The organism is Algibacter sp. (assembly GCF_029245835.1).
In the GTDB taxonomy this organism is placed as follows: domain Bacteria; phylum Bacteroidota; class Bacteroidia; order Flavobacteriales; family Flavobacteriaceae; genus Algibacter_B.
Genome location: NZ_JAQWOO010000045.1, coordinates 1 through 24,853 on the forward strand (window position 1 = coordinate 1; position 24,853 = coordinate 24,853).

General features: G+C 33.0%; 27 protein-coding genes. 10 read left to right on the top strand and 17 right to left on the bottom strand.

The window, feature by feature from the left end; genetic code table 11:
* The first annotated feature begins 261 nt into the window (after window positions 1-261).
* From P8K68_RS07310 to P8K68_RS07320, 3 genes are read left to right on the top strand one after another with little or no spacing between them, the layout of a single operon-like run.
* Entirely contained in the window at window positions 262-939 is a 678-nt protein-coding gene (locus P8K68_RS07310; RefSeq protein WP_300249038.1) for a DUF4294 domain-containing protein, read from the top strand.
* Window positions 940-1,566, top strand: a complete 627-nt coding sequence (locus tag P8K68_RS07315; protein ID WP_300249039.1) for a hemolysin III family protein — start codon at window positions 940-942, stop codon at window positions 1,564-1,566.
* Window positions 1,567-1,583: 17 nt separating this feature from the next.
* Window positions 1,584-2,075, top strand: coding sequence for a GNAT family N-acetyltransferase (locus tag P8K68_RS07320; protein ID WP_300249040.1), 492 nt, complete (start codon window positions 1,584-1,586; stop codon window positions 2,073-2,075).
* Between the two features lie 136 nt (window positions 2,076-2,211).
* Here the strand turns inward: P8K68_RS07320 and P8K68_RS07325 are convergent, their stop codons facing one another.
* The 3 genes from P8K68_RS07325 to P8K68_RS07335 all read right to left on the bottom strand — a co-directional run bounded on the left by P8K68_RS07325 (window position 2,212) and on the right by P8K68_RS07335 (window position 4,368).
* A complete protein-coding gene (locus P8K68_RS07325; RefSeq protein WP_300249041.1) occupies window positions 2,212-2,640 on the bottom strand; it encodes a DUF4268 domain-containing protein in 429 nt (142 codons plus the stop codon).
* 131 nt (window positions 2,641-2,771) lie between these two features.
* Window positions 2,772-3,446, bottom strand: coding sequence for a ZIP family metal transporter (locus tag P8K68_RS07330; protein ID WP_300249042.1), 675 nt, complete (start codon window positions 3,444-3,446; stop codon window positions 2,772-2,774).
* Window positions 3,447-3,636: 190 nt separating this feature from the next.
* Window positions 3,637-4,368 carry a class I SAM-dependent methyltransferase gene (locus P8K68_RS07335; RefSeq protein ID WP_300249043.1) on the bottom strand — a complete coding sequence of 244 codons (732 nt, stop codon included), beginning with the start codon at window positions 4,366-4,368 and terminating at the stop codon, window positions 3,637-3,639.
* A 198-nt stretch (window positions 4,369-4,566) separates the two neighbouring features.
* On the opposite strand from P8K68_RS07335, the gene P8K68_RS07340 reads away from it, so the two are divergent.
* Entirely contained in the window at window positions 4,567-5,727 is a 1,161-nt protein-coding gene (locus tag P8K68_RS07340; RefSeq protein ID WP_300249044.1) for a THUMP domain-containing protein, read from the top strand.
* A gap of 164 nt (window positions 5,728-5,891) precedes the next feature.
* Here the strand turns inward: P8K68_RS07340 and P8K68_RS07345 are convergent, their stop codons facing one another.
* From P8K68_RS07345 to P8K68_RS07360, 4 genes are all read right to left on the bottom strand, one after another.
* Window positions 5,892-6,404 (bottom strand): 3'-5' exonuclease, encoded by a 513-nt coding sequence (locus P8K68_RS07345; protein ID WP_300249045.1) that lies wholly within the window; start codon window positions 6,402-6,404, stop codon window positions 5,892-5,894.
* A gap of 419 nt (window positions 6,405-6,823) precedes the next feature.
* A complete protein-coding gene (locus P8K68_RS07350; RefSeq protein ID WP_300249046.1) occupies window positions 6,824-7,123 on the bottom strand; it encodes a type II toxin-antitoxin system RelE/ParE family toxin in 300 nt (99 codons plus the stop codon).
* Window positions 7,116-7,367, bottom strand: coding sequence for a type II toxin-antitoxin system ParD family antitoxin (locus P8K68_RS07355; RefSeq protein WP_300249047.1), 252 nt, complete (start codon window positions 7,365-7,367; stop codon window positions 7,116-7,118). Before P8K68_RS07355 ends, P8K68_RS07350 begins: the two co-directional genes overlap by 8 nt.
* Window positions 7,368-7,818: 451 nt before the next feature.
* Window positions 7,819-8,793, bottom strand: coding sequence for a hypothetical protein (locus P8K68_RS07360; RefSeq protein ID WP_300249048.1), 975 nt, complete (start codon window positions 8,791-8,793; stop codon window positions 7,819-7,821).
* 203 nt (window positions 8,794-8,996) lie between these two features.
* Between P8K68_RS07360 and P8K68_RS07365 the strand changes: the two genes are divergently transcribed.
* The gene (locus tag P8K68_RS07365; RefSeq protein ID WP_300249049.1) at window positions 8,997-9,476 is read left to right on the top strand and encodes an OsmC family protein; all 480 of its coding nucleotides are present in this window, start codon (window positions 8,997-8,999) and stop codon (window positions 9,474-9,476) included.
* 208 nt (window positions 9,477-9,684) lie between these two features.
* On the opposite strand, the gene P8K68_RS07370 is transcribed toward P8K68_RS07365, so the two are convergent.
* The 4 genes from P8K68_RS07370 to rlmD are packed head-to-tail and all read right to left on the bottom strand — an operon-like array spanning window position 9,685 to window position 12,763.
* Window positions 9,685-10,416 (bottom strand): DUF6048 family protein, encoded by a 732-nt coding sequence (locus P8K68_RS07370; RefSeq protein ID WP_300249050.1) that lies wholly within the window; start codon window positions 10,414-10,416, stop codon window positions 9,685-9,687.
* On the bottom strand, window positions 10,382-10,921 hold the full coding sequence (locus P8K68_RS07375; RefSeq protein ID WP_300249051.1) for a DUF6452 family protein: 540 nt from the start codon (window positions 10,919-10,921) through the stop codon (window positions 10,382-10,384). The genes P8K68_RS07370 and P8K68_RS07375 overlap by 35 nt, the downstream gene beginning before the upstream one ends.
* Window positions 10,922-10,949: 28 nt before the next feature.
* On the bottom strand, window positions 10,950-11,312 hold the full coding sequence (locus P8K68_RS07380) for a four helix bundle protein (protein ID WP_300249052.1): 363 nt from the start codon (window positions 11,310-11,312) through the stop codon (window positions 10,950-10,952).
* Between the two features lie 35 nt (window positions 11,313-11,347).
* Window positions 11,348-12,763, bottom strand: a complete 1,416-nt coding sequence (gene rlmD / locus P8K68_RS07385) for a 23S rRNA (uracil(1939)-C(5))-methyltransferase RlmD (RefSeq protein ID WP_300249053.1) — start codon at window positions 12,761-12,763, stop codon at window positions 11,348-11,350.
* A 200-nt stretch (window positions 12,764-12,963) separates the two neighbouring features.
* Between rlmD and P8K68_RS07390 the strand changes: the two genes are divergently transcribed.
* Entirely contained in the window at window positions 12,964-13,395 is a 432-nt protein-coding gene (locus tag P8K68_RS07390) for a DUF6768 family protein (protein WP_300249054.1), read from the top strand.
* A gap of 163 nt (window positions 13,396-13,558) precedes the next feature.
* Window positions 13,559-14,839 carry an ornithine--oxo-acid transaminase gene (gene rocD, locus P8K68_RS07395; protein ID WP_300249055.1) on the top strand — a complete coding sequence of 427 codons (1,281 nt, stop codon included), beginning with the start codon at window positions 13,559-13,561 and terminating at the stop codon, window positions 14,837-14,839.
* A gap of 56 nt (window positions 14,840-14,895) precedes the next feature.
* Here rocD and P8K68_RS07400 read toward each other — a convergent pair whose 3' ends face one another.
* From P8K68_RS07400 to P8K68_RS07410, 3 genes are all read right to left on the bottom strand, one after another.
* Window positions 14,896-15,222, bottom strand: coding sequence for a CCC motif membrane protein (locus P8K68_RS07400; protein ID WP_300249056.1), 327 nt, complete (start codon window positions 15,220-15,222; stop codon window positions 14,896-14,898).
* A gap of 9 nt (window positions 15,223-15,231) precedes the next feature.
* Window positions 15,232-15,507 (bottom strand): DUF2752 domain-containing protein, encoded by a 276-nt coding sequence (locus tag P8K68_RS07405; protein WP_300249057.1) that lies wholly within the window; start codon window positions 15,505-15,507, stop codon window positions 15,232-15,234.
* Window positions 15,508-15,582: 75 nt separating this feature from the next.
* Window positions 15,583-17,334 (bottom strand): T9SS type A sorting domain-containing protein, encoded by a 1,752-nt coding sequence (locus P8K68_RS07410; protein WP_300249058.1) that lies wholly within the window; start codon window positions 17,332-17,334, stop codon window positions 15,583-15,585.
* Window positions 17,335-17,594: 260 nt separating this feature from the next.
* On the opposite strand from P8K68_RS07410, the gene P8K68_RS07415 reads away from it, so the two are divergent.
* Together P8K68_RS07415 and P8K68_RS07420 are read left to right on the top strand one after the other, a co-directional pair.
* The gene (locus P8K68_RS07415; RefSeq protein ID WP_300249059.1) at window positions 17,595-17,786 is read left to right on the top strand and encodes an LPXTG cell wall anchor domain-containing protein; all 192 of its coding nucleotides are present in this window, start codon (window positions 17,595-17,597) and stop codon (window positions 17,784-17,786) included.
* A gap of 2 nt (window positions 17,787-17,788) precedes the next feature.
* Window positions 17,789-18,340 carry a DNA mismatch repair protein MutS gene (locus P8K68_RS07420; RefSeq protein ID WP_300249060.1) on the top strand — a complete coding sequence of 184 codons (552 nt, stop codon included), beginning with the start codon at window positions 17,789-17,791 and terminating at the stop codon, window positions 18,338-18,340.
* Here the strand turns inward: P8K68_RS07420 and P8K68_RS07425 are convergent, their stop codons facing one another.
* A complete protein-coding gene (locus P8K68_RS07425) occupies window positions 18,341-19,276 on the bottom strand; it encodes a hypothetical protein (protein WP_300249061.1) in 936 nt (311 codons plus the stop codon).
* A 140-nt stretch (window positions 19,277-19,416) separates the two neighbouring features.
* On the opposite strand from P8K68_RS07425, the gene P8K68_RS07430 reads away from it, so the two are divergent.
* Window positions 19,417-20,559, top strand: a complete 1,143-nt coding sequence (locus tag P8K68_RS07430; RefSeq protein ID WP_300249062.1) for a cysteine desulfurase family protein — start codon at window positions 19,417-19,419, stop codon at window positions 20,557-20,559.
* Window position 20,560: 1 nt separating this feature from the next.
* On the opposite strand, the gene P8K68_RS07435 is transcribed toward P8K68_RS07430, so the two are convergent.
* Entirely contained in the window at window positions 20,561-23,080 is a 2,520-nt protein-coding gene (locus tag P8K68_RS07435) for a TonB-dependent receptor plug domain-containing protein (RefSeq protein WP_300249063.1), read from the bottom strand.
* Window positions 23,034-24,719, bottom strand: a complete 1,686-nt coding sequence (locus P8K68_RS07440; RefSeq protein ID WP_300249065.1) for a M23 family metallopeptidase — start codon at window positions 24,717-24,719, stop codon at window positions 23,034-23,036. The genes P8K68_RS07435 and P8K68_RS07440 overlap by 47 nt, the downstream gene beginning before the upstream one ends.
* Window positions 24,720-24,853 lie beyond the last annotated feature (134 nt).

The following is a 24,853-nucleotide window of genomic DNA, read 5'->3' on the forward strand; positions in this document are numbered from 1 at the left end:
CAAAATAAATCTGTAATTTTAGAGTAACAAAACATAGATAGGTTTTTAGATTAATAAATTGAATTTCAGTACTTTAATTTACTAAAAATCTATCTTTTTTACTATTAAAACTTATCTAAATATTAATCGAACTCAGGTTTAAACGACTTAAGTTTACTTTTTTTCTGATAAACTCAACTGTTCTTATAATTTCAAACCTAACCTATCCAGTTTTCAGAAATTCAGTATTTTTGGCATAATAAATGTCCCATTATTTATTAGATGAACGACTTAAAATACATACTAATAATTTGCCCTTTCATGCTGATTGCTCAGATAAAGGACATTAAACAAGATTCTATACCTAAAGAATATCTTATTATTGAAGGCGATTCAGTACCTAGAACATCTATAGATTTAGATGAAGTGATGCTTTTACATAAGCTCAAGTTTGATAGTAGAGACGATAGAATCCGGTATTTAATTTTAAGACGAAAAACCATCAAAGTATACCCGTATGCTAAAATGGCAGCAGAACGCTTAGATTCTATGAATACAAGGTTAGCAACACTTACTAGGAATCGTGAAAAGAAACGTTATACAAAACGTATTCAAAAATATATTGAGGGTGAGTTCTCTGAGGAATTAAAAAAAATGTCGCGTACAGAAGGGCAAATTTTAGTAAAACTCATACACCGCCAAATAGGAAAAACAGCGTTTGATTTAATAAAGGAATTACGAAGTGGTTGGCGTGCCTTTTGGTATAATACAACTGCCAGTATGTTTGATATTTCACTAAAACGAGAATTTGACCCACTAAACCAAAAAGAGGATTATTTAATTGAAGATGTCTTGCAACGTAACTTTCAAAGCGGACGATTAGAACGTCAAAAATCAGCTATTAAATTCGATTTTTACGATTTAACAAATAAGTGGGTTCATCAAAATACACCCGAATAAATGCGTGTTCAAACTCCATTCGAAGAAAAACTCAATGCCATATCTCATGCCATTGGTGCTTTGTTTGGTATTGCAGCCCTAGTTTTACTCATCTTAAAGGAAACGAGTAAAACGAGTTGGAGCTTATTTAGCGTCATTGTTTACGGTACTTCAATCATCATCTTATTTATGGCTTCAACATTTTACCACGCCGTAAAAGGGGAGAAGCGAAAGCACTATTTTAGAATTGTAGACCACATCAGTATTTATTTCTTAATAGCGGGAACCTACACGCCAGTTTGTTTAATCGCTTTAGAGCATACTTTAGGGTGGACACTCTTTTTCGTCGTTTGGGGGATTGCAGCTTTTGGTGTGATTTTAAAACTTTTTTTTACAGGAAAGTTTGAATTATTTTCAACGCTGCTTTATTTAGTCATGGGCTGGCTCATTATTTTTGACTTTTCTAATTTAGCTGAAACTATAGGTAACCCTGGTATATTATTCTTATTTGCAGGCGGATTATCCTACACAGTCGGTATTGTTTTTTATGCGATTCAAAAAATACCATTTAACCATGTGATTTGGCATCTGTTTGTTTTGGCAGGCGCTATTTGTCACTTTTTCATGATTTACTTGTATGTAATATAATGATATTATAATTTTCTATGATTACCATTAAACGAGCCAATACAACTTCAGGCTATCATCAAATAGAAGCTTTAGCAGATACTATTTGGAGAGCGCATTACATTCCCATAGTTGGAAAACCGCAAATAGATTATATGTTAGATAAATTTCAATCTGCGAAAGCTATTGAAAAACAAGTTGAAGAAGGTTTTGAGTATTTCTTTTTAATTTATTATGGAACTCCAGTTGGCTATATGTCCATAAAACAAGAAGTTAAGGCTTTGTTTTTAAGTAAACTATATATACTGAGTAGCTACAGAGGTAAAAAAATAGGTAAGACTGCCATGCCGTTTATAGAAAACAAAGTGAAAGCTTATAATTTGGAACGTATTAGGTTAACGGTCAATAAGAATAATAGCAATGCAATTAAAGCTTACGAAAAATTAGGTTTTGTAAATGTACGACCATTGGTTACCGATATAGGAAATGGCTTTGTAATGGATGATTATGAGATGGTGAAAAAGGTTTGATGTCTTATGTCATTACGAGGAGCTCAGTGACGTGGTAATCTTTTCAATTGAATTTCAATGTGTAATTAGATGAAAGCGATAAAACAGATTGCCACAACATTTTTCAAATGTTTCGCAAAGACGTTTCATTTTAATTTCACCCTTCAATAACCTCCTTATATTCCTCAAAAAAAGCTTCAAACAAGCTCATGTTTTTATTGAAGAATTCCATAACATCGCGCCAAGAGTTTTTATTATGTATAGAAACCTTTTGTTCAAGAGGCACATAGATTCTTGAAATTTCCTTTTTGTTTTCTAAAAAATATGCCTCCTCATAAATAGCTTCAGGAAGATATTCCTCTAAAAGAATCGATTTTAAGGCAACTAACTTTTCCCAAAAATTAATACGGTTTTCTAAATCATCCTCTAAATCTAAAGCCACTAAAGCTGTTTTATTATCAAAATGAAATTTAAAACTTAAGCCTTTCAGTTTGGTATCATACAAAACCCATTTCCGTGGGAACGATTTCCCAAAGCTTGTCCAAAATTCTTGTCTTAATATGCGCGATTCTTCTTTAGAGAACATTTAAAAGCCCTTCCTTAATCCTTCCCAAAGGGAAGGAAACACTTTTGTGTTAATAATTTATACTTATAATTTTTACATTTCGTTATCCATAACAGTTCCCTTTCCTTTGGAAAGAGGGTAGGGAAAGGCCTCTATACCAAATAAGCCACCCCAACCCCAAGTATAATAGAAATAAACTTAGATAAGTTGAATTTATGCCCTTCGCCACTTTCAAACAAAATGGTGGTGGAAATATGGAAAAATATCCCAATAACTATGGCGTTAATAACATGCGCATATTCAGCAATCATAATGGACGAATGTGAAATCCAAGTGCCCAACGGTGTCATTAATGCAAATACCAACAAAAAGCTTCCAATCTGTATTTTAGTATAATTAGACTGTAATAAAAACATAGTAATTAACGTAGCAATGGGTATTTTATGCACCAAAACCCCATACACCATATCATTGTGGTCATGAATAGAAAAGCCTTCTAAAAAACTATGGATACATAAACTGATAAAGAGCAACCACGGAAAAGCGGTATCGTGTTTATGAATATGCACATGCCCATGTTCTGCCCCCTTCGAGAATAACTCCAACACAATTTGTAGCATAATACCGCACATAATAAAAAGGCCAGTAAGCTTGGTGTTTAAATGACTATAAACCTCCGGAAGCAATTCAAAAAGGGTTAAAGCCAATAAAAAGGCACCACTAAAAGAGAGTAGGAGCTTGGTGTTCCAAGACTTTTGTTTTTTACTAAAAAAAGCTAAAACAAAGCCTAAAACCACTGCAAGTATGGGAAAAAGAAACTTATTCATTTAAAATAATACTGTAATTATTATTACTTATGTCCCCTCGATCGCAGTCGAGAGGTTCTTTAAATCCGATATTTTTATTAGGTCTCGACTGCGCCCGACCAGACATTAAATATTTTTTTAAAAATTATTGATAAAGCCAATTATCAATAAAATTCACCACATTACTAATAATTAAATGTCGATTATCAACCTATTTAAAAATCATAACTAAACGTTCCGAAGTTTTTGGGTTAAACTTATGCAACTTATAATCACCAAAAACATCTAATAAATATACACCAGCCTGTTCAAAAAGCGCTTCAAAATCAGCTAAGGTAAAACCACGCACACGCTCCTGAAAATTGTACAACCTTTCATCAGCCGTAAAAGTAATATCTTTTATAATATATCCATCTTCCACGTAGCGTTTTAAATGGAAATCAATATCCTCAACCGTTTTAACCTCTTCAGGCACTAAATTATCAATCACAAACTCACTATTCATAAAATCAATAACCCCAAAACCAAAGGGGTTTAATTCTGCTTTAATAGCCTCAATAGTTTTCAAATTATCCGCATCATCCTCAAAATACCCAAAACTGGTAAACAGATTAAAAACCGCGTCAAACGTTTTGTGGTAAGGGGTACACATATCATGCACATCAAAACGCAAGCGGTGGTTTTCAAACTGTTTTGCAAAATCAATGCTATTCGCACTTAAATCCACACCCGTTACATCAAATCCAATTTTATTAAGGTATAAAGCATGTCGCCCCTTTCCGCAAGCCAAATCTAAAATAGTACCACCCTCCGGAATATTTAAGTAATTGGTAAGCGTATCCATAAAAGCATGCGCTTCGGTATCATCCCTGTCTTTATATAAAATGTGATAAAATGGCGTGTCAAACCAAGAAGTAAACCAAGCCGTTGTGTTGTTAGTCATATGTTTTTTTTGGGGTTACCCCGCCCAAAAGCGGGGTCAGGCTTTCCGTTACAAGTCCTCGCTTCTGCGCTTAGGCGCAAAAGCTGTGGGCTTTCCACTGCAATCCTTAACCCGAATTATCAATAAACTTTACGTTTGCCGCAAAATTACATTATTTTTGCAATCTATTAGACGTAAATAGTCTATCAGACTTAAAAAATGGCAGAAAATTTTAACATGGTAGCCAAAACCCTATTTGGCTTCGAAGATTTATTAGAAAAAGAACTCACACAACTTGGCGCTATGTACGTAAAAAAAGGCGTCCGAAACGTCGCTTTTTCAGGCGATAAAGGGTTTATGTACAAATGCAATTTAGCATTGCGTACCGCAGTAAAAATCCTAAAACCCATCCATTCCTTTACCGTAAAAAATGAAAAAGATTTATACGATAAAATTTACGCCATGGATTGGTCGCAGTATTTAAAACCAACAGGAACATTGGCGGTAGATGCCACCATACATTCCGATTTGTTTTCGCACTCGCTATACATCGCACAAAAAACAAAAGACGCCATAGTTGATAAGTTTAGAGAAACCGACGGACAACGACCAAACGTAGACCTCAAATTCCCAGACCTAAAAATAAACGTGCATATCGATAGGAGAAAATGTACCATATCCCTAGATTCATCAGGCGATTCTCTTCATAAACGTGGCTATAAAACCGCCACCAATATTGCACCCATAAACGAAGTTCTGGCAGCAGGACTCATCATGCTATCTGGTTGGGACGGACAAACCGATTTTATGGATCCCATGTGCGGTTCCGGAACCATGCTCATAGAAGCCGCTATGATAGCCTGTAATATTCCGCCAAACCTTATGCGAAAAGAATTTGCATTCGAGCGCTGGCAAGATTGGGATGTGGAGCTATTCGAAAAAATTGAAGCATCCCTACTCGGAAAAACTCGTGATTTTCATCATAAAATCACAGGTTACGATAAAGCACCAAGTGCCGTATCCAAAGCCATAGAAAATGTAAAAAACGCTCAACTAGAAGATTTTATAGACGTTAAGCACGAAGATTTTTTTAAAACCCAAAAGGGAGGCGACGAGAAACTTCATATGGTATTTAACCCGCCATACGGCGAGCGTTTAAATATCGATATGGAAGAATTTTACGCCAATATTGGCGATACGCTAAAACAAAACTATCCAGGTACAGATGCTTGGTTTATTACCTCAAACCTCGATGCACTAAAGCATGTAGGATTGCGCCCTTCAAGAAAAATACATTTATTTAATGCGAAACTAGAATCGCGTTTAGTAAAATATGTGATGTACGAAGGGAGTAAGAAGGGGAAGTATATGAATAACTAAATTCCTTCCTTTCGACTGCGTTCAAGATAAACTACAGCAGGAATCTCATGAATTGAATCGTCATTGTGAGGCACGAAGCAATCTGTTTGTTTAGAGTTATTAATAAAGTTCTAGTTTTTAATTAAGAGATTGCCACGTCGTACCTCCTCGCAATGACGGATTAATTAAAACAAAGGCAACCGCTCAAACTGCGCAATTAAAAACAACTTACCACAAGCACGCGCATCAGACAATGCATCATGGTGTTTTAAAGCAATGTTATGCACTTTACAACACGCATCTAACTTTGCAGGTTTATACCCTTTTTTACGATACATTTTAAGTGTACATTCCCAACGCTCGGGCATGATTAAATCAGACTGCGGAATGTTATAATCTTTCATCGTTTTTAGTAAAACGGTTCTGTCAAAAGACTCATTATGTGCTACGGTAACGATACCCGAAATACGCTTTTTAATCTCTGGATAAACGCCTCTAAAGTTTGGAGAAAACTGCGTGTCATCTTCAGTAATACCATGCACTTGCTGGTTGTGCCAATTATAAGCGTTGTTTGGTGGTTGTATTAACGCATGAAACTCGTCAATAATAACACCATCTTTAAACGTTACAATACCAACAGAACAAATGTGGTGGCTTTTTGCGGTCTCGAAGTCTATGGCTGCAAATGTGGTTGACATGGTTAAGGTTTTGGAAGTAAAGTTACAGTTTTATGTTTGGAATTTGGTTTTATATGCTATGAAGAATTCTTCTTGTTTTTTTAGAATTACTATATTAAATGGTTTCGCTACAGCTAAGCTCCGTTTAATGGCCGCAAGATGTTCTAATTCTAAAAAGACATGTTTTTAATAATCCTAAAATTAGATTAGAAAACTGTATTCGATATTTCTGTTACGCCACTAAGCGGCGCTTAGCGGTAGGGGGAGTAAACTGTTATTTCGTAAATAATTTTGGTCTCCGCTTATTGGTTTTGTGTATGGTTAGTTGCGTGTTTCAGCAACTAATTTAGTAAACAAAAAAGAACGCGATAAAATTCGCGAGGATTTTCGTAAGTAGGCGAGAACTAGCCATTAATTATACATGCTATTGTGTGTAGTTTTTATTCCATTATTCTATTTTTCAAATCCATTCTTTCGTGCAAAATTCTCGTTATCTCAACATAATTTTCGTTTAAAGTTCTGTAAAATATTATATGTCGATTTGCCTTTAATCCCAGAAGTTGTTCTGATATTCCGCCGTAGTATTTTCCTGAATCTGGATTCTCTGCAATTTCTTGACAATTAGAAATAAGTCCATCGTAATATTTGTCAGCTTGCATTTCCGACCAAATTTCAAATGTATACTCCCAAATCTTTGATAAATCTTCAACAGCATTGTTGGTCAACTTATATTCAGCCATTCGAGTGTTTTTTTGCTTTTAGAGATTCAAGATGTTTTTTTGGATCAAAATCGTGAGCTATTCCGCTGTCAATGCCTTCTTGAATTGCTTTTTTCAAAGCAATCACTTTACTTTCTTCTTCTTCTAAAAGTCTTAATCCAGCACGAATAACTTCGCTAACATTTTTAAATCTCCCTTCTCTAATGCTACTTTGGACAAATTGGTCGAAATAATTTCCGAGTGATATAGATGTGTTTTTACTCATTTTAGTACTAATTTAAATCAAATATACCAAAAATTGGTATAATGACCAAATTCCTCAAATTGCATACAACATTTAGATATGGTTCCATTGTAATAAACTATATCGTTCGATACTGAAACAAGTACAGCACAAGTAAGCGAAGATGGAATTTTCTGACTAAAAAAGGAATGCGTACTTATATGAAATTATCAACAATGAATATTATAAATTAACAGTTCCGTAGCTTTCAAAAAAAAATCCCTTTCGTTGCTGCTAAGCTCCACTTAGAGGTCGCAAGATGTTCTAGTTCTAAAAAGACATGTTTTTATTAATCCTAAAATTAGATTAGAAAACTGTATTGGTAATTTCTGTTACGCCACTAAGCGGAGCTTAGCGGTATCGAGGGCTTTTGATTTATTATTTATTTTTTTAAGTGCTTTGTGCAACGATTACCGTTTTTGCAGTAGTGTTTTTATTCTTTCCTGTTATTCAAATCATATTTGCGATAGGATTTATAAACGTGTTGGTAATAAACATTTTCAAAAGGAAGTCCCTCAAACCTAAATTTACAAAAAATGTGAGGACAATTATAATAATCATCACCTTCGATATCATATTCAACTATGTCCGAAAAATTTATTTGTCCAATTTTTATTACGCTCAATAATTCTCCTGTTATTTCTGTGTCTTGATAAGCATAATCCCAAGAATTATCTTCATAAACTTGAATGGTTTCAATTCCAATAATAAATTCCATTCCATTGTAATAAAGTGATTTAATTTCGGCAGCAAACCAAGAATATTCACCATAATCGTTAGGTTTATTACTTGTAGGATATTGACTTGCATCATAAGCACGTAATATCATTCTTGAACGTCTTTTTCTATCTCTTTGAGAGTAATTTATCCATTCAGAAAAGTCTTTAGATATTCTTTTCTTTAATCCTAAATTTCTTTTTAATTTCAGTTCTTTAATATCTTCATTAATAATGAATTTGGGCCAAAATTTCTGTAATAAATTATTGTGGTCCATAAATTTTGATTGAAGTGTATCCCAACCAAAATAAATAATTTCAAAGGCAGTTTTCAGCTCTTCCTTTAGAACTTCGCAATATTCATCTATTTCTGGGTTATCTTTGAATGTAGAAGTGAAGTAAAGAATATCAAACTTAATTTTTAAATCATTGTCTAATATTTTTTTTACGTCTTTTTCGATATCATCTAAAAGTTCCTTTTTTAAAAGTATATCTCTCCTACTTAAATCCTTTTTTTTGCATTGAATAGCTATGTTTTTCTGGGCAGAAAAGATGTCAATTCCTTTTTGATTATGTCCTTTTCGACCAAATTTTTTAAATGTGCTTGTCTTTTCGATATTGTCGAATAATTCACAAATAGCATCTTCAAACAAGTCTTCATTATTAGGTGCAGGAAGTTGATATAGATTCATTTGTTTGAGATTTTGGCTTACATTACTTACAACATTTAGATATGGTTCCATTGAAATGAACTATATCGTTCGATACTGAAACAAGTTCAGCACAAGTTAGCGAAGTTAGAATTTTCTGACTAAAAAAGCAATGCTTACTTATATGTAATTATCAACAATCAATATTATAAATTAACAGTTCCGTACCTTTCAGAAAAAAATCCATGGCATTCAACCACATTTTAAAAGCCAAAGTAAATTGGCAATTGGCTCATAACGAAACCACACAAAACCCCAAAGGTTTTAGTAGAAACCATGTGGTAACTATAGCCAATAAAAAAATACCTCTAGAGGTGTCTGCAGCAAAAGCGTTTAGAGGGGATGAAGCCCTTTATAATCCAGAAGACCTGTTATTATCTGCTTTGGCTTCCTGCCATATGATGTCTTATTTATACGTTTGCACACAGCATAACATTGAAGTTTTAGACTATGAGGATAACGCCGAAGCTGTTTTAGAAGTTGAAGCGTCGGGGAGTGGGTGTTTTAGAAAAGTGATTTTAAATCCTGTGGTAACCATACAAGATGCTTCAAAAAAAGAACTTGCCAAAACGCTTCACACAAAAGCTAATAGTTTATGTTTTATTGCTAATTCTTGTAATTTCCCTGTAGAGCATTATGCAGAAATAGTAATTAACATGAGTTAGAGGTAAAATGTACCTGGTTTGATGACAGACTTTGGCGGATTGACCCGCGTTAGGGATAGTAGTGGCATCCTTTTTTAATAAGAAACACAAACTTTATTTTGAACTTTCATTTAACAGATAGCCACGTGCTTCGTTCTCGTTATGACGTTTAAAAAAGATATAACGGATAGCCCGACCCTTTTCGGGGAACGCCCAAATTAATAATTTACTACTTTACCTTCTTATAGAGTGGAATTCTATAGGCTAAGAAGTAGCTATAGCCTGCGCCAATTCTGCTAGTATCGTAAGTTTTACCAAAACCTGGTATATAAACATTATCAAAATTGTCTGGGACCGTTTGGCTTACAGCTATTTTTAATTGCACATTCAAGCCTAAGTACAGGTTGTTGAGTATTTCTGCTTTTATTCCTAATATAATTTCTGCCCAAAACGCAGTTAGCCCTGTTAGTTCTTGTTTTGTTTCTGATATGAGTTGTGGTGCCCAATATTGGTCTATGCTATACACTTGAAAACTATTTAAATCATGACTAAAGGTGCTTGCTCCAACTCGGAACCCAGAATAAATCATGTTGTCCATATTCAGCCAGTTTTCATACATATTATAATCAAAACCGCCTTTTATGTAACTGCCTTTGGTGGTGATGTTTAAAAAATCGTTAATGGTGTTTTTTTCTTCAAAACCAATTTCACCGGCTACATATAATTTCTCTTTTAGACGGTAATCTGCCATAATTTCAAACCCTGTATAATCATCATCTATAGTAGTTCTTATCAGTTTACCAATATCCCCACCTACTCGAAGTCCATATTTTAGTTTGATTTTAGTAGAATCGTTAGCGGTACTAACAATACTGTCATTTTGAGCGTTAACTAATACACACAAAAAAAACGAGCATATTAAGCTACTAATGCGATATATTAAAGTGTGTTGTTGTCTCATCTTCTACAGATTGATTGTCGGTTAAAGGTTGTCTTGAAAGCATCCAATTATCACCATCATCAACAATGGTAAGTGTTACGTTTTTAAAAATAGTTTTAAAACCACAGGCACGAGATACAAATACTTGCTCGCGACTGTAATTTATAATAATACGATCCTGATTACCGTCAATAAAATCATCAGCGGTATCATCAGGTGTGCCAGCATCATTTACAGTGGCTTCTTTTACTAAAATATACTCCGTGGTGTTATCATCTGTTTTTAATGGCAAAACTAGATTATCTGTATCTTGAAAAATATAGCCTGGTAAAAAATTCTCATTATCAGCTCCAATAACCACCAAATCGAATACATTTTTTGAGTTATCTGAATTTGCCGAATCTAATAAATCTATTAATAATCTTGGAGTAGTTGGGGTAGACGCTGGACAAATATCGTCGCGTTCGCAGCTATAATTGCTTATTGCTAAAATGAGTGTTATTAGAAGTAGGCTTGTTTTTTTCATTAATTGTTTTGTATATGCGTTTATTTGTTTATCCGTTTAGTTGAGAATGCCTTAGCGCATTTAGCATATTCGTTATTTTTTCAATTTTAGCTCTGACTAATATATAATCATTTTCAGAAATAAAATTTAATTCTTTTGAAATTATTAATTGATTTAATACTTCCATTGCAGAACTGAAAGATATTGTTGTAAAATGTGCTTTATCTTTATTTGTGTTTCTGGATGTTCCCTCAGATAGATTTGATGACATTGAAATTGATGCACGCCTTAATTGACTTATTAAACCAAATTTTTCTTCCGAAGGGAAGGTATTAGTTATTTTATAAATGGTCTTTACCAACTCTATAGACTCTTTCCAAACTTCTAATTTTTCAAATGAATACGTTTTCATTTTAAACAAATAAACTTTTTTAAACAAATAAACCTCTAACGTTTTTCAAGTAATACTACATTTTCCACATGAAAAGTTTGCGGAAACATATCTACAGCTTGGGTTTTTATCACTTTGTATTGTGCATCCATTAGCGCTAAATCTCTAGCTTGCGTAGCGCTGTTACAACTTACATACACGACTCGTTTTGGAGCAATGTTTAATATTTGTTGCACGACATCTTTATGCATGCCATCTCGTGGCGGATCGGTAATTATAACATCTGGCTGTCCATGCGTTTTAATAAATATATCATTAAAAACCTGTTTCATATCGCCAACAAAGAATTCAACGTTAGTAATGTTATTTAATTGTGCATTTTCTTTGGCAGCGGTAATAGCATCAGGAACAGATTCTACACCAATAACTTTACTGGCTTGTTTTGCAACAAACTGCGCTATGGTTCCGGTTCCTGTATATAAATCATAAACCAATTCGTTACCTGTTAAACCTGCAAAATCTCTTGTAATTTTATAAAGTTCAAAAGCTTGATTAGAGTTGGTTTGATAGAATGATTTCGCATTAATCTTAAATTTTAAACCTTCCATATCTTCAAAAATATGGTCGGCACCTTTATAGCAAATCACCTCTTGATCGTAAATGGTATCGTTTGCTTTCCCGTTAATAACATATTGCAATGCGGTTATTTCTGGAAATTTTTCAGCAATAAAATCGAGGATTAATTCACGTTTGGTTTTATCTTCTTTAAAAAACTGAATCATCACCATAATATCGCCTGTGCTAGACGTTCTAATCATCATGGTTCTTAACAGTCCAGTTTGATTTCTAGTATTAAAGAATTCTAAATCGTTATCAATAGCAAATTGCTTCACTGCGTTTCTAATAGCGTTGGAAGGGTTTGCTTGTAAATGGCATTTTTTTATGTCTAAAATTTTATCCCACATACCAGGAATATGAAATCCTAATGCATTTCTATCTCCTAAATCTCTGTCAGATTGAATTTCTTCAAGGGTTAACCAACGGCTATCGCTAAATGAAAATTCCATTTTATTTCTGTAGAAATAGTGTTCTTCCGAACCTAAAATAGGTGTGATTTCAGGAAGTTCTATGTGCCCAATGCGCGTTAAGTTATTAGTAACTTCTTTTTGCTTATAATACAATTGATGCTCATAACCCATGTCTTGCCATTTACAACCACCACAGGTTCCAAAATGTTCGCAAGCAGGTTCTGTTCTTTTATCTGAGAGTGTATGAAACACCGTTGCTTTTGCTTCATAATACGCTTTTCGTTTTTTAAAAGTTTGAGCATCTACAACATCTCCAGGAACGGCATTAGATAGAAAAATTACCTTTCCATCAGGTGCTTTGGCTATAGTTTTTCCTTTAGCAGCTGCATCAATTACTTCTACATTTTCAAAAACTTGTTTTCTCTGTTTACTTCTTCTAGACATGCTGCAAAAATAATAATAGCAAGTAATTAATATGACATTATTTCTATTAACTTTAAAGGAAATTCATATTCACTTAAAATAAAATGAACCTTTTTAGTTTTTTACCGTCTTTAGAGTAGTAATCCAGGTTGTAAACATGCATAAACGAATTATTAATATACCCAAAATGGAAGTGGCTAGTTTGTTTAAAATGCTTTCAAATGAAGAGGATAAAAACTAAAATAACTTTTAAAAACGCTACAATCATGAAAAATAATATGGAAAATATCGACAAATTAATTAAAGAAACACTCACAGAGCAAGCGTCTAAATTCTATGATGATTTGGAAGAACAAAATATGATACAAATGCTATTTGGTTTGTTTGAAGGAAAAAATAAATGGTTCATGTATGTAATGAATTTGGTTACTCTGATTTTTTTCGGACTTTTTATTTATTGTTTAGTGCAATTTCTTAAGGTAGAAGCCACCAAAGATTTATTAAAATGGGAATTAGGAAGTGTTGTCTTTTTGCTAGGTGTTAGTATGCTAAAAGTGTTTGCATGGATGCAAATGGATAAAAATGCTTTGTTTCGGGAAATGAAGCGCTTAGAGATACAAATTTCCTCTTTATCAGGTAGAATGTCTAAATAACATTTTTAGAAGCAAATAATATTTATTAATTTGCAACCTCCTAGGGATGATTTCTCTCCCACGCTGAATTTTCGATACTTTTCGGAAGGATAAAGGTACAGAAGGAATGGTTATTTTTTTAAATATCCATTTGTTTGGATAAAAACGTTTAAATTTTTTTAAAATGGCTGTTTTAAACCAATTAACTTCGCAACAAGCGATAGATTTAGAAAACAAGTATGGTGCACATAATTACCATCCATTGCCTGTAGTATTAAGCCGTGGAGCAGGCGTGTATGTATGGGATGTTGAAGGCAAAAAATATTATGATTTTTTATCAGCTTATTCGGCGGTAAATCAAGGGCATTCTCATCCAAAAATAGTGAATGCTATGGTGGAACAAGCGCAAACGCTAGCACTAACTTCAAGAGCATTTTATAATGATATGTTAGGAAAGTACGAGAAGTTTGCTTGCGAATTTTTTGGCTTTGATAAACTTTTACCCATGAATACGGGAGCCGAAGCTGTAGAAACGGCTTTGAAACTATGTAGAAAATGGGCTTATGAAGTAAAAGGTATTGATGAAAATAAAGCAGAAATTATTGTTTGTGAAAACAATTTTCATGGAAGAACAACAACTATAATATCATTTTCGAATGACCCCGTAGCTCGAAAAAACTTTGGGCCTTATACCAAAGGATTCATCAAAATTGAATACAATAATTTAAATGCTTTAGAAGACGTTTTAAAAAGCAATCCCAATGCAGCTGGTTTTCTAGTTGAACCTATTCAAGGTGAAGCTGGTGTTTATGTGCCAAGTGACGATTATTTACTAAAAGCCAAAGCACTTTGCGAACAGTATAACGTGTTATTTATTGCTGATGAAGTACAAACAGGTATTGCTCGAACAGGACGTTTATTAGCAACATGTGGTAATTGTACTTGCGACAACAAAAATTGCTCAGATACACCAGATGTAAAACCCGATGTTTTAATTCTTGGAAAAGCTATAAGTGGTGGTGTGTATCCTGTTTCTGCGGTTTTAGCAAATGATAGCGTTATGAATGTTATAAAACCAGGAAATCACGGAAGCACATTTGGAGGAAATCCAGTGGCAGCTGCAGTGGCTATCGCTGCTCTTAAAGTAGTAAGAGATGAGAACTTAGCTGAAAATGCTTTTGTACTAGGTAATTTATTCCGAAGTGAATTAGATAAATTTATAGAAACCAGTAATATTGTAAAATTAGTTAGGGGTAAAGGCTTGCTTAACGCGATAGTTATTAATGACTCTGAGGATAGTGATACCGCTTGGAATATTTGTTTAGCACTAAGAGATAATGGTTTACTAGCAAAACCAACACATGGTAATATTATTCGTTTTGCACCCCCTTTAGTGATGACAGAAACACAATTATTAGACTGCGTAGATATTATAAAGAAAACGCTTAAACAATTTGAAAGTTAATAAAAACGGCGACCTATTGGCCGCCGTTTTTATTATATATAATAGGTGTTTTTAAACTATTGATTTTGCATTTGCTCCATCATTTCTTGAGATTGCCTCATTAACTCATCCCATCCAACAGTAGATATTCTATAAATGGTCATTACTAAGTAAAGAATATTTAAGATTAAAATAACCATAGCTACAATTTTAGCTGTATTCATTGCTTTTACACTTGCAGGGGTAAAATTTTCTGGGTCTAATTTAGCTTCTTTCAATTTGCTTTGAGCAATGAAAAATGCAATACCTGCTAATATAAAGCCTATTCCGCCAAAGCAGCAGCATAAAAGTCCTAATATAGCTAAAACGTATACAAGAGTTGGGTTGAGTTTTTGTTGTTCCATGTGTTAAATTTAATTGATTATTTTAATAATAAAACTTGTAATAATTATTGAAACTGTTATTATGGCAAGCGCTCCAATTATTTTATTTGAATGTTTAAATTTAAAGAAAATATTAATGCCAATATATAAAAAAAGAGCAATTAAGCTATATATGGCAGGGTACATTTGAAAAGCAGCTATAAACTCGCCCTGGAAAATCAATGCTATAGCACGTTGCATACCGCAGCCCATACATTCTATTCCTAGAAGTTTTTTGTTTAAACAGGGTAGCATGAACTCTTCCATAAATTTTAAAAAAATATATTTTAGAGCTAAAATAATAAAACCTAGTTAAGAAAATACATCATATACTAATTTCTATTAATTAATAATGATTTTTTTGTTGAAAACTTGTTGGTTTTTCAGTTCAATTTTTACAATGTAAACACCACTATTTAGTGTTTTTGTTGAGTAGGTATATTTACTTTTTGATGAAGCCATACGGTCATTCATAACTTGTTTGCCTGTAACATCGTATAAACTAAATGTTTTAATTTCAAGATTGCTTTTGTTTAATACCTTAAGTTGTGATGTTCTATTGTTCTGAAATATTTTTAAATTTTTAAAAGTGTCTTCAGTGTTATTTAAAACGGTTTTGCTAAAAGTAATTTCAAAACGTTCTTTATACGCGCCACTTTCAAGATTAATTTCAAAGTCTTGATCTTTCAGATTGATAAACGTATCCTTTTCAATGTCATGAATATAAATAGGTGAAGCAGAATCAAAATTTTGAATATCGGCTATTCTTATTCTGATAGGAACATTTTCATTTGTTTGAATAACTAATGGGATTTTTAAATCGATATCAAGTGGAAGTGCCTCAGAGATATAAGAGTTATTATCTATGGTCCAGTAGGCATCAGATGAAAGAATATCACTTGAATTTATATATGATTCTAAACCATAATCAAAACCTTTATTTGCAGTATCATGAAACGTTTGTACTAACTGTCTCGTATATCTGTTATTGAAGTCAATATTCAGTCTAAAACGTTTATAATCGTCTGGTACTTCAGAAAACCTATTTTCATTTGTAGTGTTTTTTTCTTTTTTCTCTGAAGGTCTAAAAAACTGACTATTCCCTGCGCTTTCTTTTATAAAAGCGCGATGTTCGTTTTTTGCTCTTACCATACCATTTGCAACGCCTTCAACCATAAAACCTTGTCCTATTGGAATATATCTTCTTGCAACATTATTACCTGTACCAGTATTAGTTACATTTATAGTCCCGTCGTCGTTGTAAGTATTAAATACCGCTGAAACAAATGTTTCTACCGTTCCTGCAGCGTTTATAGTATAGCTAGCATAGCCTCCACTATATTCATCTAAAGCATGCGAGTTTATAGTTTGGTCTTGTTCCCAAAAATATAAAGAGCCATTAATAACCGCAGCGTTTTGGGTATCGTGTAAGTAAGCAGCAGCATCCATGGCAGAAGGGTAGGGGTTACCTGCCAAGGTAAAATGATTATTTAAAACGGCAACAGCAATAGTGCCATTGTTTGGCTTGCCTCTAAAATCATAACGTTGTGCATTTCCAGAACCTGCTGTTCCTTTCATTGTAAAGCCTTCGCCAGGATTAATTGCTGTGCTACCTTTTATGTGAATCCATTCTGAATACCCATTAGAAGAAATGAATTTCCATACCCAATAAGGTTCTATGTTTAAAGGGGTAGAAGTACCATTAAATGAAGCAGAACTTACAAAAGTGGCAGGTGTTGAGGTGATTAACCCTGTAGCATCATTTAACAACGAAATGCCAAAAGGGTTGTTAATTAAGTTGTTGGTTTTATCTCCAATTGGCGAACACCAATAATTATATTCATACTCTCCAGCATTTGCCTCTTGATAAACACTTAACTCGCCAATACCAGAGTTTCCTGTTGTTCCCGCTCCTTGAATGAGTTGAGATTCGTTACGAAGGTATATACTGCTAGAAGCTTCATTTAAATTGATATCATCTTCTACAAAAACAACTTCATTGTCTACAAAAATGTATGCGTTGTTGCGAACCGAAAGTTGTGAAAAACTTAGGTTATAAATAAATAATGTGAAAATGATTAATTTGTTAAGCATATTTTTTTGGGATACAAAGCGCAAATATATTAATTTTTTTTATAAAAACGCATTTTAACGTATTTAAATGTATTTAATCGGTGTTTTTAGTCAAATATTAATGATTTTTTTGATATGAAAAATCTAATTTTAGCGTAATTTGCTTGCTCAATCAGGATTGGTTTTTAATATGAAACATCCATAACTAAAAGTTTAATACCTAAGCGCAGTGACTTTATGGATGGAACATGTTGCAAATAAAAAACATTAAGTAAATAGCTATGAAATATGTAAATTATATTTTAATTATTATTGGTGCTTTTATTGCTATGTATGCAAAAACAGGTACAGACCAAAACCAATATATTTTAATTGGAGGTATAGTTATACTGATACTTGGGGTTTATAGAGTGTCTAGAAATATTCCAAGCAGGCATAATAGTGAAAATGAAAATAATTCTGAAAACAATTAGTTATGGCATTTAACTCAGGGGATTCTGTTTTGGTTTTAGATGAAGACTTATCAGGTGTTGTTAAAAATATAAAAGGCAGTACCGTTTCAATTGAAACTGATGATGGGTTTTTACTAGATTTTCAAGCCAATGAATTAATTTTGAAAGATAAAAAAGAATCTATAGCATCAGAAATATTCTCAAACTCAAATATTGATGCCGTTGTTTCAGAAAAAGAAATTCCTAAACGGAAAAACCAACCTAAAGTTAGATCTAAAGATAGGTATGAGCCTACAATGGAAGTCGATTTACACATCAATCAATTAGTGAATTCTACACGAAGTATGTCTAACCATGATATGTTAACATTGCAGTTAGACACGGCAAAGCGCAAATTAGAATTCGCTATAAATAAGCGCATTCAAAAAATAGTTTTTATACACGGTGTAGGCGAGGGGGTTTTAAAGATGGAGTTGGAGTATTTATTTGGACGTTACCAAAACCTAAAGTTCTATGATGCCAATTACCAAAAGTATGGCTTAGGTGCTACCGAAGTTTATATTTATCAAAATTAATTAAGGAAAAACTGGAGTAACCTGTCTACTATCCGAAGTCACACTATTATCTAAAGTACCAAAATCAAAAATATCAAGTGAGATAAGTTCTAAATCTATATCAGAAATGATAAGAGTAACTGTATATGTTTGAGATATGGTATGTTGTCTATATGCCACAGCAGCCGGTGTTCCTGTATTTGCAACATCTTTGTTTAAATAATCTGCACCAAACTCACTAACTGTAATATCATTTGCTGGATTCTGATCTTGACTATCATTTTCTTCATCTCTGGTGTCAATACCATCGCCATCATCATCAGCGTCTAAATAATTTGGTATGCCGTCACCATCAGTATCTAAAGCATCACTTAAATCGCCATCGTTATTTGGGTCGGGGTCTTCATTCTTGGTTAGTATATTATCTCCGTCATCATCGGCATCAATATAATCAGGTAAACCATCACCGTCGGTATCTTGAGCATCCGTAAAATCGCCATCACCATTGGGGTCTTGGTTTTCTAATTCAGCAGCAATATTATCATTGTCATCCTCAGTTAATGTCGTTTTTAAAGTTGCAGTACCGCTAGTACTTTCTATATCCTGATTAATATTTATTTCTGCGTTAGGTATCACATTACAAAATAAATCAGAGGGCAATGATGCATTGCTATAGCTACGGTAATTAAAGGGGTTAGATGTGCTTATAGTGTATGTGTTTTCAAAAACACCAGCTTCATCAACAGCTAGAACATCTTCTAGGTTTGTATTACTTAATTTTAATGATAAGGATTCAGATGGATCGTTTTTTGTTTTGTAAAAAACCAAATCGTCACCACCGTCACAAACTTTAAAAGTATTATCAAAATCTAATTCAACAGTAATAATATCACCATCATCACAAGAGTTTAGTACTATTGTGTTTAAGATTAGAAATAGAAAAAATAATTGACGCATCGTATTTGGTTTTTAGGCAAAAATAATAGAATTGTTATTTATAACGCTTGTTATTGTTAATAATTTTATTTCAAGTATTTTTGACACCTAAAGTAGCTTTGGCGTATTGTAAACTTTGCTTTTAAATATTTGTAACTACTATGAAATCCGTTTATTTTGATAATGCAGCAACAACACCCATGCGCGATGAGGTGATTCATGCTGTTTCAGAAGTTATGAAAAGTAATTTTGGAAACCCTTCATCTTCACATAGTTTTGGAAGATCTTCAAAGGCTTTAGTAGAAAAGTCTAGAAAATCTATAGCAAATTTTTTAAATGTTTCTGCTGGCGAAATCATTTTTACATCGGGAGGGACAGAAGCTGATAATTTGGTTTTAAATAGCGTAGTTAGAGATTTAAAAATGGCTCATATTATTACTTCTAAGATTGAGCATCATGCTGTATTGCATACTGTAGAGGCACTTAAAAATAACTATGGAGTAGCTGTTAGTTATGTTAATATCACAACAAAAGGGGATATTGATTATAAGCATTTAGAAGCTTTATTAAAAACTGAAGATAAGACGCTAGTGAGTTTAATGCATATAAATAATGAGATTGGAACTATTTTAGATATTAAACGTGTTGCTAGTTTGTGTCAAGCTAATAATGCATGGTTTCATAGTGATGCTGTGCAATCTGTAGGGCATTATAAAATGGACTTACAAGATATTCAAGTTGATTTTTTGGCGGCTTCGGCACATAAGTTTCACGGACCAAAAGGAGTTGGTTTTACTTTTATTAGAAAAAACTCTGGTTTAAAACCTTTAATAGTTGGTGGAGAGCAAGAGCGAGGTTTACGCGCGGGCACTGAAAGTATTCATAATATTGTAGGTATGGAAGTTGCCATGAAAAGTGCTTATGATAATTTAGAGAACGAGATGCTTTACATTACTACTTTAAAGCATTATTTTATTGATGAACTTAAAAAAGCCATACCAGACGTAATATATAATGGTTACTCTGATAGTTCAGAAAAAAGCACTTATACGCTAGTAAATGTTTGTTTACCTATACCTCCAGATAAATCTGCGATGTTATTATTTCAACTAGATTTAAAAGGTATTGCTTGTTCTAAAGGGAGTGCATGCCAAAGTGGAAGCTCCCAAAAATCACATGTTTTAGCAGAAATTTTAAATGCTAATGATTTACAAAAACCATCCATTAGGTTTTCATTTAGTGTTTTTAATACTAAACAAGAAATAGATTATGTTGTGGCTGTTTTAAAAGCGTTTATCGAATAATTTAAAACGTCATAGTAGTCCTTACATTAAAAACACGAGGTGTTAAATAATTAGGTATAGCAATTTGTCTTTTACTACTCACATCTCTCACCCAAGTATTGGTTATAGAATTTTGAACATCAAAGAGGTTGAAAATTTCAAAACCAAAAGAAAGCGCTTTAAAAGGTTTTTTCCAACCATGTTTAAATTGTTTTTCCGAATCTACTAACACATATTGTAAGCCAAAATCAGCTCGTTTGTAAGATGGTAATCTGTTTTGAAATTCATAAGGGTCAGCATAACTGGGGGACCCTCCTGGTAATCCTGTATTGAAAACTAAATTTAAATACATTTTTAAATTTGGCATGTTTGGTACATAATCTTGAAATAGAGCTGCAAACTTTAAACGCTGGTCTGTAGGCCGAGATATATAACCTCGATTTTCTATATTTTCTTCTGTTTTTAAATACCCAAAACTAAACCAAGATTCAGTACCTGGAACAAACTCCCCATTTAGGCGCATATCTAAACCATAAGCATAAGCTTTAGCACTATTATTGGCTCTATAGCGAATACGAACATTTTCAAGTGTGTATGGGTTAACATCTGATAGGTTTTTATAATATACTTCAGAAGTTAATTTAAATGGTCTGTCCCACATTTTGAAACTATAATCGTTTCCTAGAACGAAATGAAATGATTTTTGGGCTTTTACATTAGGTTGAATCACACCATTACGATCACGAAGTTCTCTGTAAAAAGGCGGTTGGTAATATAAACCTCCTGCAACACGAAACAGCATGTCTTTTTCCCAATTAGGCTTTATAGCAAATTGAGCACGAGGGCTAAAAACGGTTTGATTTGTTGATGAAATCCCGTCTCCACTAACCGACCAGTTATGAGCACGAACTCCAGCATTATACCAAACATCGCTAGTTCCTAAAGTACTGCGTTTACTCCATTGTGCATAGGCTTGAAATCTGTTTATTTGTGTGCTATTTGTTGCTCTTACATTTTGAAAAGGTTCTAGCGGGCCACTAAAAGGCTCGTACGGTTGATCGTTAGGAAATGTCTTTGGTGGTCTTACTGAAAACCCTGCTGAATCAATGACTTCCCATTCAATCAAACGGTCTCTAATATCTTCATTGGTATATTTTACAGACCACTCAAATCTATTATCTTTAATTTTAAAATCACCTTTGTGTTCTATGTTGGTAATAAGTGCATCTAAGTCATTTCTTCCGTGGTTAAGTTGGCTACCAATCCCTTGGCTAAATTCTACTTCACCCAAATTTTCATCACCAATACTACTATTCACTTCACCTAATCTGTATTGTGCTAAAATATCAAAATACTCTTCTTCTGTGGTATGGTATGTTGAAGCAATTAAATGCAATGTTAAATCATTATTTGCAAAATAAGAGCCTTTAAAAGCGCCAAATAGTGTTTGATATCTGTCTTTTTCTTGGCCATCATAAAAGACTAATAATGCCACAGGATCGCTTAATGTTCCAAAATTAGTTTGACGTGTTTGTGGTTCAAAATTATATTTATTTATTGAAGCACTTCCCAGAAAACTTAAATGAAATTTATTAGAAAATTTATAAGTAAAATACCCTTGAGCATCAGCAAATGTTGGTCTAAAATTAGTTTCGGTTTCTTTAGCATTTACTAATAAGCTATTATCGCGATAACGAAGTCCAACAATACCAGTAAACTTTGAATCTTTACTTATGTTTTCAACCGAAAGACTACCACCTAATAAACTCATGTCTGCATGGACTTCAAATTGATAAGGGTTTTTATAAGTAATATCTAAAACGGACGATAATTTATCGCCATATTTAGCTTGAAAACCACCAGCAGAAAAATCTACGTTCTGAACCAAATCTGTATTTACAAAACTTAAACCTTCTTGCTGTCCAGAACGCACCAAAAAAGGGCGATACACTTCAATACCATTTACATACACTAAATTTTCATCATAATTTCCTCCACGAACCGAGTATTGGGTGCTTAACTCGTTATTATTACTTACTCCTGGTAGGGTTAAAAGTAAATTTTCAACCCCAGCATTAGCTCCAGGTATTTTTCTAATAACTTCTGGTTTTATAGTAATAATACCTTCAACTTCTTTACGTCTATTACCACTAATTATAACAGTTGCTATTTGTTCTATGGAAGTACTCATTACAGGATTGAATTCGTAAACTTCTCCATTTTTTAAATTGAAAGTACTCATCACTTTTTTGTGTGAAAGATGTGTAAACGCTATTGTGATATCTTTATTAGCAGGAATTGTAATGTTGTAAAAACCATTAGTATTGGTTTCTGTACCGTTATCATCAGTTTTTATGCTTACTTTTTCGATAGGTTTATTATTCTCATCTAGAATAATTCCTTTAATAATTGCATTTTGTGCAAAACTTAAGGTTAGAACTGAAAAAAATAGAATAGTAGTTAGTAGTTGTTTTGCTTTCAAGAGTGTAAAAAGTTTATTTTCTGTAAAATAACGTTTCAAAAGTAGAATTATTTCCAACATTATCAGTAACAATTACTTTTAAATTGTTTTTAGTATCTGTAATAATACCATCATTAAAATCGTGAGTAAGTGTTTTCGTTTTGTAATCGTACTCCATTAAAATCCATTTCCCATTAATGGTTGCTCGATAATTTGATACGCCTGAGCCCTCATCATCAATTTTAATTTTTAAGTACCTATACTTACTCAACCATTGCTTACTCTTAAAGTTTACAGGTGAAATAGTCGGTTTTGCAAGATCCATAGTAAGTGCGTAAGTCCCTAGTTTCTTTGTGCTAGCTATTAATATATGGTCTTTTCTTTTTGTATATGTGTAGGCAGGGTAATTTTTATAACCTACTAATCTGGCAATATAGAGTTTGTTTTTGTCTTCGTTTGAATATTTGCTAATATCATAAGTTATAGAGAAATTCTTCTTTGCAGCCTTAATATCTTCATGAAGTGTAAGTGTGTCATTTTTTACTTCAAAATCTATATAAAAATCATTGTAAAAAGTGTCATTATAAAAATCAACAGAAATCCCCTCTTTTTTTAAATTTGTAGATTGATCTGCTTTAATAAAATATGGAGTTACTATTTTTTTTTCAGGTTTTGCTAAATTATTTTTTACGCCTTTAATATGAACGGTAACCCAAGCTTCATTGTTTTTGTAGTCAGCAACTCTAATTTTATAGATGGCGTATGTGCTATCTTCAACTTTAATCACACCATCGTTAAGTGTTGATTTAAAAAGGCTTAAAGGATTGTTTTTTTTGAATAATTTCTGAATACGTTGTTTTTTTGTTGAAAAAAGCTCATAATCTATAAGCTGATTGATGTGTTTTGTTTCTTCAAATGAAAAGCGTTTAAAATCTATTTCAAAATTTTTGCTACCATTAATAAAAGTTTGAATATTATAAACACCATTTGAATTTGCTGCTAAATCCTGCCTATCAATAGTACTCACTGCAAAACCAATATTCCCGATAGCCTCAATATTTTCAGCATTGTAATCGCCATTTTTTAAAGGTGTTAATCTTAGTTTTTGTTTGGTGTTTGAACTATTTATAAATGAATTTTCATCTAAGGGATATGCATAAATAGACTTGATTATAGGGTTGGTGGTGTCTTTAATGTCGATTCCGAAAAGCATCGGATTCATTGGGCGCTCATTTTTATCTCTAATTTCAAAATGTAAATGTGGGCCACCAGAACCCCCTGAATTTCCGCTGTAAGCAACAAGAGTGTCTTTTAAAACAGGTAGTTCCTCAGCTTTGGGAAATAGTTCGACCTCATAAGATTCTTTTTTGTATTGATGTTTTTTTACAAAGGCTTCAATATCTGGAGAAAATTTTTGAAGATGCGCATATACTGTTGTGTAGCCATTTGGATGCGTAATATAAAGCGCTTTTCCGTAGCCATAATGCGATACTTTTATTCTACTAACAAAACCATTTGCTGAAGCTTTTACTTTTAATCCGGTACGTTGTTGCGTCTTAATATCCAACCCAGAGTGAAAATGATTAGAGCGTAACTCTGCAAAAGTGCCAGATAATACTAGCGGAATATCTAATGGATTGTTAAAATAATCTTGTGGATAATTGTTTTGTGCATCTAAAAAAAATGAAAAAACTAGAAAGAGGGACAGTATATATCGCATAAGTAAGTATTGTGGCTAAATTATCAATTTGATATGAAAACGCAAAGAATAAAACAAAAATCAAGCCATTATGTTATGTTGTTGGTCATAACTCACCTAAGTGAAATTTTATGATAAAACAATTGTTATTTATA